This window comes from Ruania alba (assembly GCF_900105765.1).
Taxonomy (GTDB): domain Bacteria; phylum Actinomycetota; class Actinomycetes; order Actinomycetales; family Beutenbergiaceae; genus Ruania; species Ruania alba.
The window spans coordinates 1,610,326-1,625,356 of sequence record NZ_FNTX01000002.1; the positions used below are offsets into that span (position 1 = coordinate 1,610,326).

Below are 15,031 nucleotides of genomic sequence, written 5' to 3' on the forward strand. Positions count from 1 at the left end.
CATTTCCGTCAGTTCCGCGGGATCAGGCGGCCCGTGGGACCCGCAGATGGTGACGGGTGGCGATGAGTGCGCCAAGATCACGCTGTGTTGCCGCCCAGTCGTCCCACACCTGGGTAAAACTGAGCCGAGTCACTGAATAGCCGAGCAGTCGTGCCGCCAGATCGCGACGACGGTCTGTTTCGTAGTTCGGCACGGCGGTGTGGTGTGCCTTGCTGTCGGTCTCGATCACCCACGAACGTCCCACCAGGAAGTCGACCTTCCCGACGCCCGGTATGCGTGCCTGTTGCGTGAATGCGATTCCGCGGCCGCGGAGCCAACGCGCCACTCGAGTCTCGGATCCCGACTGGCTGAGCCCGGAGAGCACGCCGAGGCGTGACCTGATCCTGAGCGGGAGTGGCCGGGCAAGGTCGCCGACCTCGCCCGGCGTGAGGAGCTTGTGCGTCATCGACGACTCGAAGAGGATGGCGGACTGTTCAGGTGTGAGACATCGTGCTGCGTGCTGGAGACACAGACCGAGGCTGGCGACCGGTTCGGTCTCGGGCCAGGCATCGCAGTAGGGGCCGTGGGCGATGAATCTCGGTGGTACTCGCCCTCGCCGAGCATAGACGTGCATGCCCGGGACGAGGGGTGACCAGAGTCCGTGGATGCGAGCCGCCGAGATGCAGGTCAACCGGGCTCCTGACCGCATAGCCATGAGTGCCGTCTGGTCTGCGTCACGGGTGGCGAACCAGCCACGGGTGACGGGGACGAGTCGGCCCTCCTCGATCAAGCGCATGCGGTGCCGGCGGTCGATCCCGCGGGCCTCCAGGGACCAGGTGGGGTAGATCCCGACAGCGTCGGCGAGCGGTGATCCGGTCATGGCCACCAGCCTGCCGGACCTTCCCACTCCCGGTGAGGGCCCTGTGGACAACGCTGAAATGACGGCTATATGACAGACCCTGCGCCATATGCGCGCGCTGTGACGTATCGCCGTCGTCTCGGTCGGCGCTCTACGCTGAGGCCATGACGATCCACGACCTCACCTACGGACCAGACCCCGCCGACGCGCCGCCACTGCGCTGGGGGATCCTTGCCGCCGGCGGGATCGCCGCGAAGTTCGCCCAGGACGTCCCCGCGCACTCCTCCGGCTCGGTCGTGGCCGTGGGATCGCGGAGCCTGGAGAGGGCGCAAGCCTTCGCCGAGAAGCACCAGATCCCGACGGCGTACGGCAACTATGCGGACCTCGTCGCCGACGAACAGGTCGAGGCGGTCTACGTGGCCTCCCCGCACTCGGAGCACCTCGAGCACGCCATGCTCGCCATCGAGGCCGGGAAGCCGGTGCTGGTGGAGAAGTCATTGACACGGAATGCCGTGGAGGCCCGGGAACTCTTCGAGGCAGCGAAGGCCCGTGGGGTGTTCGTGATGGAGGCCATGTGGAGCCGGCTCCTCCCTCACATGGTGGCGCTGCGCGAGATCATCGCCTCCGGGGAGATCGGCGAGGTGCACATGGTCACCGCAGAGCATGGCCAGTGGCTGAACCACGTAGGTGACGACCACCGGCTGAAGAACCCGGACCTTGCCGGCGGCGCCATGCTCGACCTCGGCGTCTACCCCGTCTCCTTCGCCTACGCTGTGCTCGGCGCCCCGGACCAGATCAGCGCGATCGGCACGACGACTGCCACCGGTGTGGACGAGAGCGACGTCATCACGCTGCGGTATGGCAATCGGGCGCTTGCCCTGCTGGGCGCGAGCCTCAAGGGCGGGACCCGGAACGCCGCCACGGTCACCGGCACCCAGGGCAGGGTGGAGATCGAGCCGACGTTCTTCGCCCCCACCACCCTCACGGTGCGGCCGCAGGGCGGCGAACCGCGGACCCTCACCCCACCGGTGGGCGGCGGCTTCGAGTACCAGGCCGCCGAGGTGGCACGCTGTGTGGCCGCCGGTCGCACGGAGTCCGAGGTGCACTCCTGGGCGGACACGATCGCCGTCATGGAGATGATGGACGAGGCGCGCCGTCAGTTCGGTGTGGTGCTCCCGGGGGAGTGAGGCGCCCAAGGCCCGGGTCGCCGCGACCGCCGTCGCGACGACCCGGATGGCTAGCGGCTCAGGTTCTGGAACTGCCGCACCGCCAAGGGCACGAAGACGATCATCACGATCGCCGGCCAGATGAGAGCCCCGCCGATGGCCTGTCCCTCGATCCAGTAGGTGCTCGTCGCGAGGTCGACACCCGGGGTGTGGAACAGCTCCCGGATGGCCGAGGCGGTCGACGACACCGGGTTCCACGCGGCGACGGTCCCCAGCCAGCCGGGCATCATCTGCGGCGGGGCGAAGACCGAGGAGATGAACCCCAGCGGGAACGCGATCGCGAACAGGTTGCCGGCCGCCTCGGTGTTCTTCACCCGGAGTCCGATCCAGATCCCGACGAAGATCAGCGCGAACCGCAGCCAGAGCAGCAGGGCGAAGGCCGCGAGGGTCTCGCCGAGCGTGCCGCCAGGGCGCCAGCCGATCGCCAGGGCAATGGCCACGATCACGGCGAGATCGACGGCCGCCTGGACGATGTCGGCCACGCCCCGTCCGGTCACCACGGCTGAGGAGGACATCGGCATGGACCGGAACCGGTCCATGAAGCCCTTCTCCTTGTTGAACGCCACCGGGAAGGCGGTGTTCATGAAACCGAAGGCGATCGTCATCGCGAACATGCCCGGCATGGCGTAGTCGATGTACCCCACCCCGGCGCCCATCCCCGTGACGTCCATCGCGCTGCCGAAGACGTAGACGAACATCAGCACCATGACCACCGGCATGCCGAGCTGCCAGGCGAACGTGGAAGGCTGGCGTAGCAGGTGCATGAACTCCTGCAACACGATGGTCCAGGTGTCCTTGAGTGCCCAGCGCAGGCGACTGCCGAGCGTGTCGTCGGTCACGGCGGGCTGGTTTACCGAAGTCGTGCTCATCGGGTCTCCTCCGTCGGTGCAGCGAGCACGGCCTGATCGCCGGTCAGCTGCAGGAAGGCTTCATCGAGGGTCGGGCGGCGGAGCGCAATGTCGGCCAGGGTGAGGCCGGCTGCGCGGATCTCCGAGGCCACCTCGGTCAGTGCACGGACGCCGTCGGGCACCGGCACGCTCAGGGTGGTGCCGCCCTCGTCCGTATCGGGCGCGAGATCCGTCACCCGCCGCACCAGGTCCGCCGCCTGATCGAGGTCAGCGGGGTCGGCCACCGTCAGCTCGAGACGTTCGTCACCGATGCGGCGCTTCAGTCCTGCCGGGGTGTCCTCGACGAGATTGCGACCGTGGTCGACCACGCTGATCCGGTCGCACAGCTGGTCGGCCTCGTCGAGATAGTGGGTGGTCAGCAGCACGGTCGTGCCCTGTGCCGCCAGCTGGCGGATCGCGTGCCACACCTCGCGCCGGCCCGCCGGGTCCAGTCCGGTGGTCGGCTCGTCGAGGAACAGCACCTGCGGGGCAAGGATCATCGAGGCCGCCAGATCAAGGCGGCGGCGCATCCCACCGGAGAACTTCTTCGGCGCTCGATCGGCGGCATCGGTCAGGCTGAACTGCTCGAGCAGTTCGTCCGCGCGCCGCTGAGCCGACGTCTTGTCGAGGCGGAACAGGCGTCCGAACATCGTCAGGTTCTGGCGCGCGGTGAGCAGGTCGTCGACAGCAGTCTGCTGCCCGGTCAGGCCGATGGCCCGGCGAACCAGGCGTGGGTCGGTCCGGACGTCGTGGCCGGCGACGGAGGCCTGACCTTCGTCGAGACGCGTCAGCGTGGTCAAGATGCGCACGGTGGTGGTCTTCCCGGCGCCGTTGGGCCCGAGCAGCCCGTGCACGGTGCCGCGCGGGACGGCAAGGTCGACGCCGTCGAGCGCGACCGTGGTGCCGTAGCGCTTGGTCAGCCCGGACGCCTCGACCGCGAGAACGGTTGGTGACATATCCCCTCCTCCTGGGTACGGTGTACGCCAAAAGTACTGCGTACGATGCACTCAGTCAAACTGCGTACGCTGCACGCGAAACGATCGGTACAGTGGGATCCCATGGCATCGACCTCACCTGAGACAGCCCGGAACGAGGCGCACGCTCAACTTGTTCGTGCGCTGGAACTGCTCTGGCACGGGCATACGCCCGCGGGGCGGGGGCCGAAGCCCGGACTCACCGTGGCGGCGATCGTCGAGGCTGCTATTGAGGTGGCCGACGCGGACGGAGTCGAGGCACTGTCGATGCGACGCATCGCGCGCGAGCTGGGCGTGGGCACGATGACGCTCTACCGCTATGTGCCGGACAAACGCGTGTTGCTCGCCCTGGTCCTGGACCGCGTGCTGGCGCCGGTCGGAACTGCGCCGCGAGGTTCGCGTACCTGGCGCGCCACCCTGGAGTCCGATGCGCGTGCAGGGCGGGCACTCCATCTGCGTCACCCGTGGCTGCTCCAGGTCAATATGACCAGACCTACGCTCGGCCCGGGCAGTGTGGCCGGGCTCGAGCAGACGATGGCGGGACTGACGGACTTGCCCATGAGTGACAAGGAGAAGATCAACGTCATCGTTGCGCTCGACGGCTACGTCACCGGCGCTGTGCGAGAGCAGATCTACTACGAACGCGTCACCGAGGAGTCCGGTCTCGACGACGAGGCCTTCTGGGGAGCGCAGTTGCCGTTCATGGAGGCGGCCATGGCGTCCGGGAACTACCCAGTGATGGCCTCGCTCGGTATGGACAGTTTCGACGGCACCTGGGAGGAGACCTTCGATCTGGGCCTGAACTGCTTCCTCGACGGCCTGGAACGGCAGGTCGAGTCGTCCTGAAGGTGCCGCCTGGTCCGGCGGGAAATGAAGCGAGTGCCGTGCCCGGCACATATGCTCGGTATGAGATCGAACTCACAGTTCGTGGTGGGCACGGCAAAGGCTCTGGGTCTGCTCGCAGCTCTGTTCGCCGTCTTGGGGTGTGCGGCCGAGAGGGTTGAGCCGCTGGTTGAGAGCGAAGAACCGGCCGGTGGCGTCATGGCGGACTATCCCTGGTACACCTCCACCGCGGAGCTGGTCAGGGCTTCGACGCTCGTGATCGAGGGGCGAGTGACCGGCTCCTGGGACGACGAGGTAGATCTACGTATCGATCCTGGAGGTGACGACCCCGAGGCGGACCCCTGCGTGGGTGTTCCGAACTGTGAGGGCGAGGAAGGGCTCGAACCGGTTCGGATCGTCGAGGTCGAGGTGAGCCGGATCTGGTCCGGTGCCGAGGTGCACCGCGTACTGGTGTATACGCCTCGAGGCACAGCCGGCGACGGTCCGGACCTGACGATCGGCGCCGACTACCTGCTGTTCCTCGCCGGGGACGCTTCGGTCGCCCACCCGCTCAACCCCGATCAAGGTGCCTACCGCGTGGAGGGCGACTCCTATCTCCCCACCAGCGAGGCGAACACGGTGGCCGTGGAGATCGATGAACTCACCGGGTGAAGCACCAGCACGTGGCACGCGGCGCCCATTGTGGGTGGACGCCGATAGTCTGCACAGGTGACATCCGGACTCTTCATCTCCTTCGAGGGAGGCGACGGCGCGGGCAAGTCCACCCAGCTCTCGCGGCTGGCCGACTGGATCGAGCAGGCGACCACACGTGAAGTGGTGCGCACCCGTGAACCAGGAGGGACCGCCGTCGGGCAGACGTTGCGCGAGGTGCTGCTGCACGGGCAGGACCTCGGGCCGCGTACCGAAGCACTGCTGTTCGCGGCGGACCGCGCCCACCACGTGGACTCCCTGATCCGGCCCGCTCTGGACCGTGGTGCCGTCGTCTTGACCGACCGGTACCTCGACTCCTCGGTGGCCTATCAGGCAGGCGGTCGCACCCTGCTGCCGGCGGAGGTGGAGCAGCTCTCGCTCTGGGGTACCGAGCACCTGCTGCCCGCCGTCACCGTACTGCTCGACCTGGACCCGGTGCACCTGCCCGAGCGGATCAAGGGTGACCCGGACCGCCTGGAACGAGCCGGCGCCGAATTCCATGTGCGCACCCGCCAGGCGTTCCTCGATCGAGCGTCAGCCGATCCGCAGCGGTGGCTGGTGATGGACGCCTCTGGGCCGAAGGATCAGGTGGCGGCCGCGATCCGGCACCATGTCGCACCCTTGCTGGGGGTCACCCCGTGAGCGTCTGGACCGAGTTGGTGGGCCAGGACCGCGCCGTGGAGGTGCTCTCGGCCGCGACGACGAGCGCCACCTCGATGACGCACGCCTGGCTGATCACGGGGCCACCCGGGTCCGGCCGGTCCGTGGCCGCCCGCGCGTTCGCTGCCGCCCTGCAGGATCCCGGCGACGCCGACGGCACCGGGCACCAGGTGCGCACCGCGCTGGCCGGCACCCATGCCGACGTCACCGTATTCGCCACCGAGAAGGTGCAGATCAGCATCACCGAGGCCCGTGAGCTGGTCAGCCTGTCGCAACGTTCCCCGTCCCAGGGGCGCTGGCGGGTGATCATCGTCGAGGACGCCGACCGGATGACCGAGCGCACCGCGAACGTGCTGCTCAAGGCGATCGAGGAGCCACCGCCGCGCACCGTCTGGATCCTGTGCGCACCGAGCCCGATGGATGTGCTGGTCACGATCCGCTCCCGGTGCCGGTTGGTGAACCTGCGGGTGCCGGCGCCGGAGGCGGTCGCCGATCTGCTGGTGCGCCGCGACGGCGTGGACCCCGGTCTCGCGCTCACCTGCGCCCGTGCCGCGCAGAGTCATATCGGGATGGCGCGGCGGCTGGCCACCCACTCGGACGCCCGCGCCTACCGGGACACCGTGCTGGCAATCCCGACCACTATCCGCGGCGTCGGTGACGCGGTACTCGCTGCCCAGACCCTGGTGGAGGATGCCACCGAGCAGTCCAAACTGGCCACGACCGAGCGTGACGCGGCGGAGAAGGCCGAACTGATGCGCACGATCGGCGCTGAGGAGGGAGCCAGGATCCCGCCGGCACTGCGGGCGCAGATCCGGCAGCTCGAGGAGGAGCAGAAGCGCCGCTCCCGCCGGGCGCTGATCGACCTGCTGGACCGGGCCATGCTCGACCTGCTCTCCTTCTACCGGGATGTCCTCGTGACGCAGCTGCGTAGTGACGTCCCGCTGGTGAACGAGGCACATGCGGAACGCATCATCGCTATGGCCGATCACTCCACCCCCGAGCAGTCGGTGCACCGGATGCAGGCCGTCGGGCTGGCGCGCACCAGGGTTGCCGCCGGCGCTGCCCCGCTGCTCGCCATGGAGGCGCTCACCATCGCACTGCGCCCGCAAGGATGAGCCGAGGCTGTGGAAGGCGGCGCGGGGCTAGGTCGTGGCGCCCGTAGACTGCTGAGGTGGTCTCCCGTCCTGCGCGTGCCTGGTCCGCCGTACTCGCTGCCGCCTCCTTGACTGTGCTGACCGCGTGCGCGACGTCGGCTCCGATGGTGCAGCCCACCGGCAACACCGCCGCGGTTCCGGACGGCCTCGAGGAGTACTACGCCCAGGAGGTGTCCTGGTCCGAGTGTGGGGACAACTTCGACTGTGCCGAGGTGTCGGTGCCGATGGACTACGACGATCCTGACGGCGAGACGATCTCCCTCGCGCTGAAAGTGCACCGGGCCGTCGACACCGCTCAGGCGGCGTTGTTCGTGAACCCCGGTGGGCCCGGTGGGTCCGGGATCGAGATGGTTGAGAACGTCAGCACGTACTTCGGCTCGGAGGTGCTCCGCCAGTTCGACGTGGTCGGGTTCGATCCTCGCGGTGTGGGCGAGTCCACCGCCGTGCGGTGCTACGACAGTGCCGAGCTGGAGGAGTACTTCACCCTCGAGTTCGACCTCGAGACCGATCAAGGATGGACCGACTACGTCGACGCCCTGACCGAGTACGGCGAGGCGTGCGAGCAGAACACCGGGGAGCTCATCGGCCACGTGGACACCGTCAGCGCCACTCGCGACCTCGACGTGCTCCGTGCCGTGCTCGGGCAGTCCACACTCACCTACCTCGGCTTCTCCTACGGCACCTTCCTCGGGGCGCACTACGCCGAACTCTTCCCGGACTCCGTCGGGCGCCTCGTGCTCGACGGCGCGGTGGACCCGTCGCTGTCCTACCAGGAGATCACCGCCGGACAGATCGAAGGGTTCGAGGTGGCCTACCGGTCCTACCTGGAGGACTGCCTCACCGGCGATGACTGTCCGTTCTCCGGGAGCGTGGACGACGCCGTCCAGCAGACCATCGACATGATGGACCAGCTCGCCGACACCCCGGTGGAGAGCGGCGAACCGGACCGACCAGTCACCGACTCGGACCTGATGAACGCCATCATCGTCGCGCTGTACAGCGCGAGCTCCTGGCCGACTCTCACCAGCGCGATCACGGCCCTGAACGACGGGGACGGCTCGCAGGTGCGGTTCCTCTCGGACTTCGCGATGGAGCGGGAGGACGATGGCACCTACCCGGCAGACCAGGGCGCGTTCCGCGCCATCGACTGCCTCGACTACCCGGTGCAGCTGGACCGCGAGGCGAGTATGGCCAACGCCGAGGCGAACACCGAGAACTCGGAGCTGTTCGGAGAATCCCTCAGCTACGGAGAGGTCGGGTGCGCCACGATGCCGGTGTCCTCGGATGCGGAGCGGGAGGAGATCCACGCCCCCGGCACTCCGCCGATCGTCGTGATCGGCACCACCCGGGATCCGGCCACCCCGTACGAGTGGGCGGAGTCCCTGGCGGACCAGCTCGAGTCCGGCGTCTTCATCGGCTACGACGGAGATGGGCACACCGCGTACGGTGCCGGCAGCACGTGCGTCGATGACGCCGTCGAAGCCTTCCTGCTGGACGGTGTGGTACCCGAGGACGGCCTGGCCTGCTGAGGCGACCGCTCGGCTGGGCCTGTGCGCGAGAGCCTGGCCGTGAACCCCGCCACAGACGGGGCGACCGTTTTGCTCGACCCCGACGGCGCCAGGTACAGTGGGCCCCGCTCGTCGCCAGACGCGCACGCCGCCTTAGCTCAGTCGGCAGAGCGATTCACTCGTAATGAATAGGTCATCGGTTCGATTCCGATAGGCGGCTCCACTCGATGATTGGCCCGGTTCCCCGCAGGGGCCCGGGCCAATCGCATGCTTGACCGCACGAGGGCAAACTTTGCCGTTCCGAAGCACTCGCTCCTACGGGTGACGTTCACTCCGAGGAGATCCTGCGCCGGGCCAGACCCACTCGGCCACCTCCGGGATGTCCTCGCCGTGCTCGCGCGTGTACGCCCTGGCGCGTAACCGGGCATCGGCCATCTGCTGGCGCAGTCCGGCCGCTCGCGCACCGAGCGAGGGCACCCGGTCGATCACGTCCATCACCAGGTGGTACCGGTCGAGATCGTTGAGCATCACCATGTCGAAGGGCGTGGTGGTCGTTCCCTCCTCCTTGTAGCCGCGCACGTGGATGTGGGGGTGACCGGTGCGGCGGTAAGTGAGGCGGTGGATCAGCCACGGATAGCCGTGGAAGGCGAAGATCACCGGCGCATCAGTGGTGAACACCTGGTCGAAACTGCGGTCGGTCAGGCCGTGCGGGTGCTCGGCTGCGTCCTGCAGTCGCATCAGATCCACCACGTTCACCACGCGCACCCGAAGGTTCGGCAGGTGACGGCGCAGGAGGTCGGCAGCGGCGAGCGTCTCCAGTGTCGGCACGTCCCCGGCGCAGGCGAGCACCACGTCCGGTCCGGCTCCGGCCTCCTCGGTGCCTGCCCACTCCCAGATGCCGAGCCCGCGCGCACAGTGCGCCTGCGCCTCCTCCAACGGGAGGTACTGCGGCCCGGGCTGCTTGCCCGCCACGACGACGTTCACCAGTTGCCGAGAGCGCAGGCAGTGGTCGTAGGTGCACAGCAGGGTGTTCGCATCCGGCGGCAGGTAGACCCGCACCAGCTCGGCCTTCTTGTTCATCACCACGTCGAGGACCCCGGGGTCCTGATGGGTGAAGCCGTTGTGATCCTGCCGCCATACATGGCTCGAGAGCAGATAGTTCAGGCTCGCGATCGGACGCCGCCAGGAGATCCGGTTCGTGGTCTCCAGCCACTTGGCGTGCTGGTTGAACATCGAGTCCACGATGTGCACGAACGCCTCGTAGCTGGTGAACACGCCGTGCCGCCCGGTGAGCAGATAGCCCTCGAGCCACCCCTGGCACTGGTGCTCCGACAACATCTCCATCACCCGCCCGGCGCGGACGAGATGATCGTCCACCTCCGGGCCCAGATACTCGGCGTTCCACTGCTTGCCGGTGGTCTCGTACACCGCCTGCAGCCGGTTGGAGGCCACCTCGTCGGGACCGAAGAGCCGGAAGGTCTCCGGGTTGAGCCGGATCACCTCCCGCAGGTAGTCCCCGAGCGTCGCGGTCGCGGCCCCCTGCGTCGCCCCCGGCTCGGGAACCGCCAGCCCGTGATCGGCGACTTCGGGCAGCACCAGATCCCGCAGCAGCAGTCCGCCGTTGGCGTGCGGTGTGCTGCTCATGCGCAGCTCCCCGTCCGGGGCCAGGGAGGCGACCTCCTTGCTCAGCTGCCCGTCGTCGTCGAACTGTTCCTCGGGCCGGTAGGAGCTCAGCCACTCCTGGAGCAGCTGCAGGTGCGCGGGGTCCTCCCGTGGCGAGCTGAGCGGCACCTGGTGCGCACGCCAGGAGTTTTCGGTCATCTCCCCGTCGATCGTGGCCGGGCAGGTCCACCCCTTCGGGGTACGCAGCACGATCATCGGCCACGCCGGCCGCTCGGATGACCCCTGTGCGGCACCAGCCCTGATCTCGGCGATGTGGTCGAGGACCTCGTCCAGCATCCGCGCGAATCGGGCGTGGATGCTCAACGGATCCTCGTCGTCGAACCCACCGGTGAACAGGTAGGGCGTGTGCCCGTAGCCGCGCAGCAGGGCCGTCAGTTGTTCCTCTGGGATGCGGGCCAGCACGGTCGGGTTGGCGATCTTGTAGCCGTTGAGGTGCAGGATCGGCAGCACCGTGCCGTCGGTACGGGGGTTGAGGAAAGCGGTGGAGTGCCAACTGGTCGCGAGGGGGCCGGTCTCGGCCTCTCCGTCCCCGATCACCGCGGCGACCAGCAGGTCCGGGTTGTCGAAGGCAGCGCCATAGGCGTGCGAGAGGGCATAGCCGAGCTCGCCGCCCTCGTGGATCGAGCCCGGGGTCTCCGGGGCCGCATGGCTCGGGATCCCGCCGGGGAAGGAGAACCGGCGCATCAGGCGGCGCAGTCCGTCCTCGTCGTCGGTGATGTGGGAGTAGACCTCGGAGTAGGTGCCCTCGAGATAGGCGTTGGCCACCATGCCCGGACCGCCGTGCCCCGGACCGGCGATGTACAACGTGGACTGCCGGCGCTGCCTGATCACCCGGTTCAGGTGCGCGTACAGGAAGTTCAGTCCCGGGGTGGTGCCCCAGTGGCCCAGCAGTCGTGGCTTGATGTGCTCCGGCGCCAGTGGCTGGCGCATCAGCGGGTTGTCGAGCAGGTAGATCTGGCCGAGGGAGAGGTAGTTCGCTGCCCGCCACCACCGGTCCACCTGGCGCAGCGTGACCTCATCCGTTCCTAGGGTCGTACTCATCGACGTCCTCCCGTCGAGGGGCCCTCACGCAGGGCCGGAGTCTGGACGTGTCTGGTCGATCGGGGCTAGTTCCCATGACAACGCATCCTGGCGCTCCTTGCCTCCCGAGACGGCGCTGCATTCACGGGTTCTGCGGATGCAGATCCCCGAATGGCGGACCCGGGGCGCATGCGGCACAGTGACGCCCATGAGCGAGTCGCCGAGCGAAGGAGCGTCGCGATGTCACTGGTGCTGATCGGCGCAGGCCTGGCCGCTGCCACGGCAGTGACGCAGCTGCGGGAGGCCGGCGACTCCCGGCCGGTCACCATCGTCGGTGACGAGGGTGAGCTGCCCTACGAACGGCCCGGTCTGTCGAAAGGAGTCCTTCTCGGTGCCGAGCCGATGGACTCCGTCTTCGTCCACGACGCTGCATGGTATGCCGAGCACGACGTGCGCATGATCCTTGACGACGCCGCTGTCACGCTCGACATCGCCGCCGGCACGGTGGGCCTCACCTCGGGGGACGTGCTCGACTACGACGACGTTATCCTCGCCACCGGGGCGACAGCGCGCCGGCCCCCGATCCCGGGTGTCGATCTGCCGGGTGTGCATACGCTGCGCCGCATCCCCGACTCGCGCGCGCTCCGCCAGTCCTGGGGACCGGGCCGTTCCGTGGTGGTCGTCGGGGGTGGCTGGATCGGCCTTGAGACCGCGGCGGCGGCCCGCCTCGCCGGTGCGGACGTCACCGTGCTCGAGGCTGGGGACGTGCCGCTCCATGCCGCCCTCGGGCCCACGCTCGGTGAGCATTTCGCCGCGCTGCACCGCAGCCACGGCGTCGACGTCCGCACCGGCGTCTTGGTCACGGCGATCGAGGGGGACGGCGCCGTCAGCGCCGTCCGGGTGGGGGAGGAGACCATCCCAGCGGACGTCGTCGTGCTCGGTGTGGGTGCCGCGCCCAACGTGGCGCTGGCGGAGCACGCCGGCCTCGCCGTCGACGACGGCATCGTGGTGGACGACCAGCTCCGTGCGGCGCCCCACGTGTACGCCATCGGCGACGTCGCCACCACCGAGCATGCCTCGGGCGGACGGATCCGGGTGGAGCACTGGGACAACGCGATCCGCCAGGGCCGGCTGGCCGCCCAGGTGCTGCGCGGTGAGGACGCCCACTACGATTGGTCCCCGTACTTCTTCACTGACCAGTACGACCTCGGGATGGAGTACGTGGGCCGCAGCGCCCCCGAAGACGAGGTGACCTTCCGCGGCGATCCGGCCTCCGGGGAGTTTCTCGCGTTCTGGACCCGTGAGGATGTGCTGACGGCTGCGATGAACGTCAACATCTGGGACGTCTCGGACGACCTGCGCTCGCTGCTCGGCCGCACCATCGCCCCGGACCGGCTCGCCGACCCGGGCGTCGGCCTCACCGAGCTCTGAGGAATCTCTGCACCCGTGTGCAACGATCGGGCCACTCGCGACACAAGGTGGGTGAGAGTGCCGGGCTGGTGACCGGCCGGTACCTGCCGGCCATGCGTGGGAGAGGGTCCATGACGAACGATGGGGAGAGCGCGCCCGAGCCCGTGCCCCGGGACGCTGCGTGGTTCGAGGCCCTGTTCGCCGCACATACCGATGCCGTGCACCGCTTCCTGCTGCGCCGCGGTGCCGCGAGCGACGCTGAGGACCTGTGCGCGGACGTGCTCACCACCGCCTGGCGGCGCCGGGACGACCTACCCGAGGGGCACGAGCTTGCCTGGCTCTACCGCACAGCTGGGTACGTGCTGGCTAATCACCGCCGCAAGCACCGACCCGTGCCCGTGGCGGAGGTGCCGGACGATCCCGATCGTGACAGTGCTCCCGACCCTGCCGACCTCGCGCTCGCCGATTCCGAACTGACCCAGGTGCTCACGGCGTTGAGCCCGAAGGACCGGCATGTGCTGCTGCTGCACGCCTGGGAGGGGCTGGACGGCGTGGCGCTCGGTCATGCGCTCGGGATCAGTCGCGGCGGTGCGGCCGCGGCCCTCTCCCGGGCCCGGGCCCGCCTGCGCGAGGTGTGGGAGGAGCGCGTGGGTGCGTGAGAACTGCAACAACCGCTGGTCCGGGCACACAGACACGATGACGACGTCCCTCACCCTGTCGTCGGACCACCACCCCGATCGGGAGGACCGATGAACCCCCGCGACCCTGACCAGCCGCTGGACCGGCTCCGCGCTGCCGACCCGGCCGCGGACGCACCGGCGGTGGACCTTGCCAGGGTGCGGGCCGCCGTCGACGCTCGCCTGGGGGAGGAGGGCCCCCGGGCGAGCGCCGACCACGAGACGCGGGCGGTACCGGATGAGCTGGCCCGGCGCCGGCGCCGCAGGGTCGCGCCCTGGCTGTCCGCCGCGGCGGTCGGTGCGCTGCTGTTCACCGGTGGTGGCTACCTGCTCGGAACGAGCGGTACCGGTGGTGCCGATGCTGCGGGCGCGGACTCTGCGGCCGCGGAGGAGGCCGCTGCGGACCGCTCGATGGCCGACTCCAATGACGGTGCGGCCGAACCGGGCGCCCTGGCGCCGGGAACAGCCGAGAGCGGGGCCGAGGAAGACGCTCTCAGTTACCCGTCGGGGCAGCGCACGGTGTTCACCTCCTCCGGGCTCGGGTCCACGGGAACCACGGCGCACGCCTACGGGCTGGATGCCTCCGGTGTGGCGACGGCCGAGCGAGTGGCGCAGATCGCGGAAGCGTTCGGGATGACCGGCACGCCCACCGAAGGGGACGGGGCGTGGAGCCTCGGCTCCTACGACAGCGGCGACCCCGTACTGCGCGTCTACCCGGACGGCACCGTCGACTACTCGGACCCTGCGCTGGACCCGTGGCGGTGCGAAGAGATGGCTGAGGAGGGCGGCGGTGCGTCCGGTTCCACCGGGTGCACCGATCCCTCCGGTGACGCCCCGGCCCCGGCGCAGGCGGAACAGCTGCTCCGTGAGGCACTGACCGCCCTCGGCGTGGATCCGGACGCCTATGCCGTCACGGCCGACCGGGGCACTGAGGGTCCGCTCGCCTACGTCACGGCCGACCTGCTCGTGGACGGCACACCCACGGGTGTGACCATCGGAGCCGGGGTGAGTCCCGACGGCGTCGCGAACCTGTGGGGAACTCTCGCCGAGCCGTACGACCTCGGTTCCTACGACGTGGTCTCGCCCGAGCAGGCGGTGGAACGGCTGATGGATCCGCGATTCGGAGGTGTCAGCACGGATGTCCTGCCGATGGAGATCAGGGACGAGGACCTCGCCGCGGAGAGCGGCAGCGCGGACGCGCCGGCCGAGGACCCGGACACCCCGGTCGAGGGACCAGCGGCGACTGCTCCGCCGGCCCCGATCGATCCCGGCGCCTCGATCCCGTGGCCGGTGCGCCAGGTGACGATCACTGGCGCGGCCTTGGGACTGCAGACCCTGTACACCGATTCCGGGCACGTGCTGCTGGTGCCGACCTACACGCTCACCGGCGCGGACGCCGACGGCGAGACGGGCACCTGGACGGTGATCGCCGTCGCGGACGGGCAGCTCGACCAGGGGTAG

General features: G+C 69.1%; 13 protein-coding genes and 1 tRNA gene. 10 read left to right on the forward strand and 4 right to left on the reverse strand.

All coding sequences use genetic code 11. The features are described from left to right. Positions 1–22 precede the first annotated feature (22 nt). Positions 23–859, reverse strand: a complete 837-nt coding sequence (locus tag BLU77_RS17620; RefSeq protein ID WP_089774324.1) for a PDDEXK family nuclease — start codon at positions 857–859, stop codon at positions 23–25. A 143-nt stretch (positions 860–1,002) separates the two neighbouring features. Here BLU77_RS17620 and BLU77_RS17625 point away from each other — a divergent pair, with 143 nt between their 5' ends. Next, positions 1,003–2,025: a Gfo/Idh/MocA family protein gene (locus tag BLU77_RS17625; RefSeq protein ID WP_089774325.1), complete on the forward strand. Its 1,023-nt coding sequence runs from the start codon at positions 1,003–1,005 to the stop codon at positions 2,023–2,025. A 50-nt stretch (positions 2,026–2,075) separates the two neighbouring features. Here BLU77_RS17625 and BLU77_RS17630 read toward each other — a convergent pair whose 3' ends face one another. Together BLU77_RS17630 and BLU77_RS17635 are read right to left on the reverse strand one after the other, a co-directional pair. After that, complete coding sequence (locus BLU77_RS17630; RefSeq protein ID WP_089774326.1) at positions 2,076–2,933, reverse strand: ABC transporter permease; 858 nt, start codon at positions 2,931–2,933, stop codon at positions 2,076–2,078. Further along, positions 2,930–3,907: an ATP-binding cassette domain-containing protein gene (locus tag BLU77_RS17635; protein WP_089774327.1), complete on the reverse strand. Its 978-nt coding sequence runs from the start codon at positions 3,905–3,907 to the stop codon at positions 2,930–2,932. The genes BLU77_RS17630 and BLU77_RS17635 overlap by 4 nt, the downstream gene beginning before the upstream one ends. Positions 3,908–4,009: 102 nt before the next feature. On the opposite strand from BLU77_RS17635, the gene BLU77_RS17640 reads away from it, so the two are divergent. From BLU77_RS17640 to BLU77_RS17665, 6 genes are all read left to right on the forward strand, one after another. Next, positions 4,010–4,771 carry a TetR/AcrR family transcriptional regulator gene (locus BLU77_RS17640; RefSeq protein ID WP_089774328.1) on the forward strand — a complete coding sequence of 254 codons (762 nt, stop codon included), beginning with the start codon at positions 4,010–4,012 and terminating at the stop codon, positions 4,769–4,771. A 60-nt stretch (positions 4,772–4,831) separates the two neighbouring features. Further along, entirely contained in the window at positions 4,832–5,419 is a 588-nt protein-coding gene (locus tag BLU77_RS17645) for a hypothetical protein (protein WP_139177835.1), read from the forward strand. A gap of 57 nt (positions 5,420–5,476) precedes the next feature. Then, a complete protein-coding gene (gene tmk / locus BLU77_RS17650) occupies positions 5,477–6,100 on the forward strand; it encodes a dTMP kinase (protein WP_089774330.1) in 624 nt (207 codons plus the stop codon). Beyond that, entirely contained in the window at positions 6,097–7,233 is a 1,137-nt protein-coding gene (locus BLU77_RS17655; protein WP_089774331.1) for a DNA polymerase III subunit delta', read from the forward strand. The genes tmk and BLU77_RS17655 overlap by 4 nt, the downstream gene beginning before the upstream one ends. Positions 7,234–7,289: 56 nt before the next feature. Then, the gene (locus tag BLU77_RS17660) at positions 7,290–8,801 is read left to right on the forward strand and encodes an alpha/beta hydrolase (protein ID WP_139177836.1); all 1,512 of its coding nucleotides are present in this window, start codon (positions 7,290–7,292) and stop codon (positions 8,799–8,801) included. A 126-nt stretch (positions 8,802–8,927) separates the two neighbouring features. After that, positions 8,928–9,003, forward strand: a tRNA-Thr gene (locus BLU77_RS17665). A 92-nt stretch (positions 9,004–9,095) separates the two neighbouring features. Here the strand turns inward: BLU77_RS17665 and BLU77_RS17670 are convergent. Next, a complete protein-coding gene (locus BLU77_RS17670; protein WP_089774333.1) occupies positions 9,096–11,504 on the reverse strand; it encodes a phosphoketolase family protein in 2,409 nt (802 codons plus the stop codon). A 219-nt stretch (positions 11,505–11,723) separates the two neighbouring features. On the opposite strand from BLU77_RS17670, the gene BLU77_RS17675 reads away from it, so the two are divergent. From BLU77_RS17675 to BLU77_RS17685, 3 genes are all read left to right on the forward strand, one after another. Further along, positions 11,724–12,914, forward strand: a complete 1,191-nt coding sequence (locus tag BLU77_RS17675; protein ID WP_089774334.1) for an NAD(P)/FAD-dependent oxidoreductase — start codon at positions 11,724–11,726, stop codon at positions 12,912–12,914. Between the two features lie 110 nt (positions 12,915–13,024). Then, positions 13,025–13,552, forward strand: a complete 528-nt coding sequence (locus BLU77_RS17680) for an RNA polymerase sigma factor (RefSeq protein ID WP_089775981.1) — start codon at positions 13,025–13,027, stop codon at positions 13,550–13,552. 90 nt (positions 13,553–13,642) lie between these two features. Continuing rightward, positions 13,643–15,031, forward strand: coding sequence for a hypothetical protein (locus BLU77_RS17685; RefSeq protein WP_089774335.1), 1,389 nt, complete (start codon positions 13,643–13,645; stop codon positions 15,029–15,031).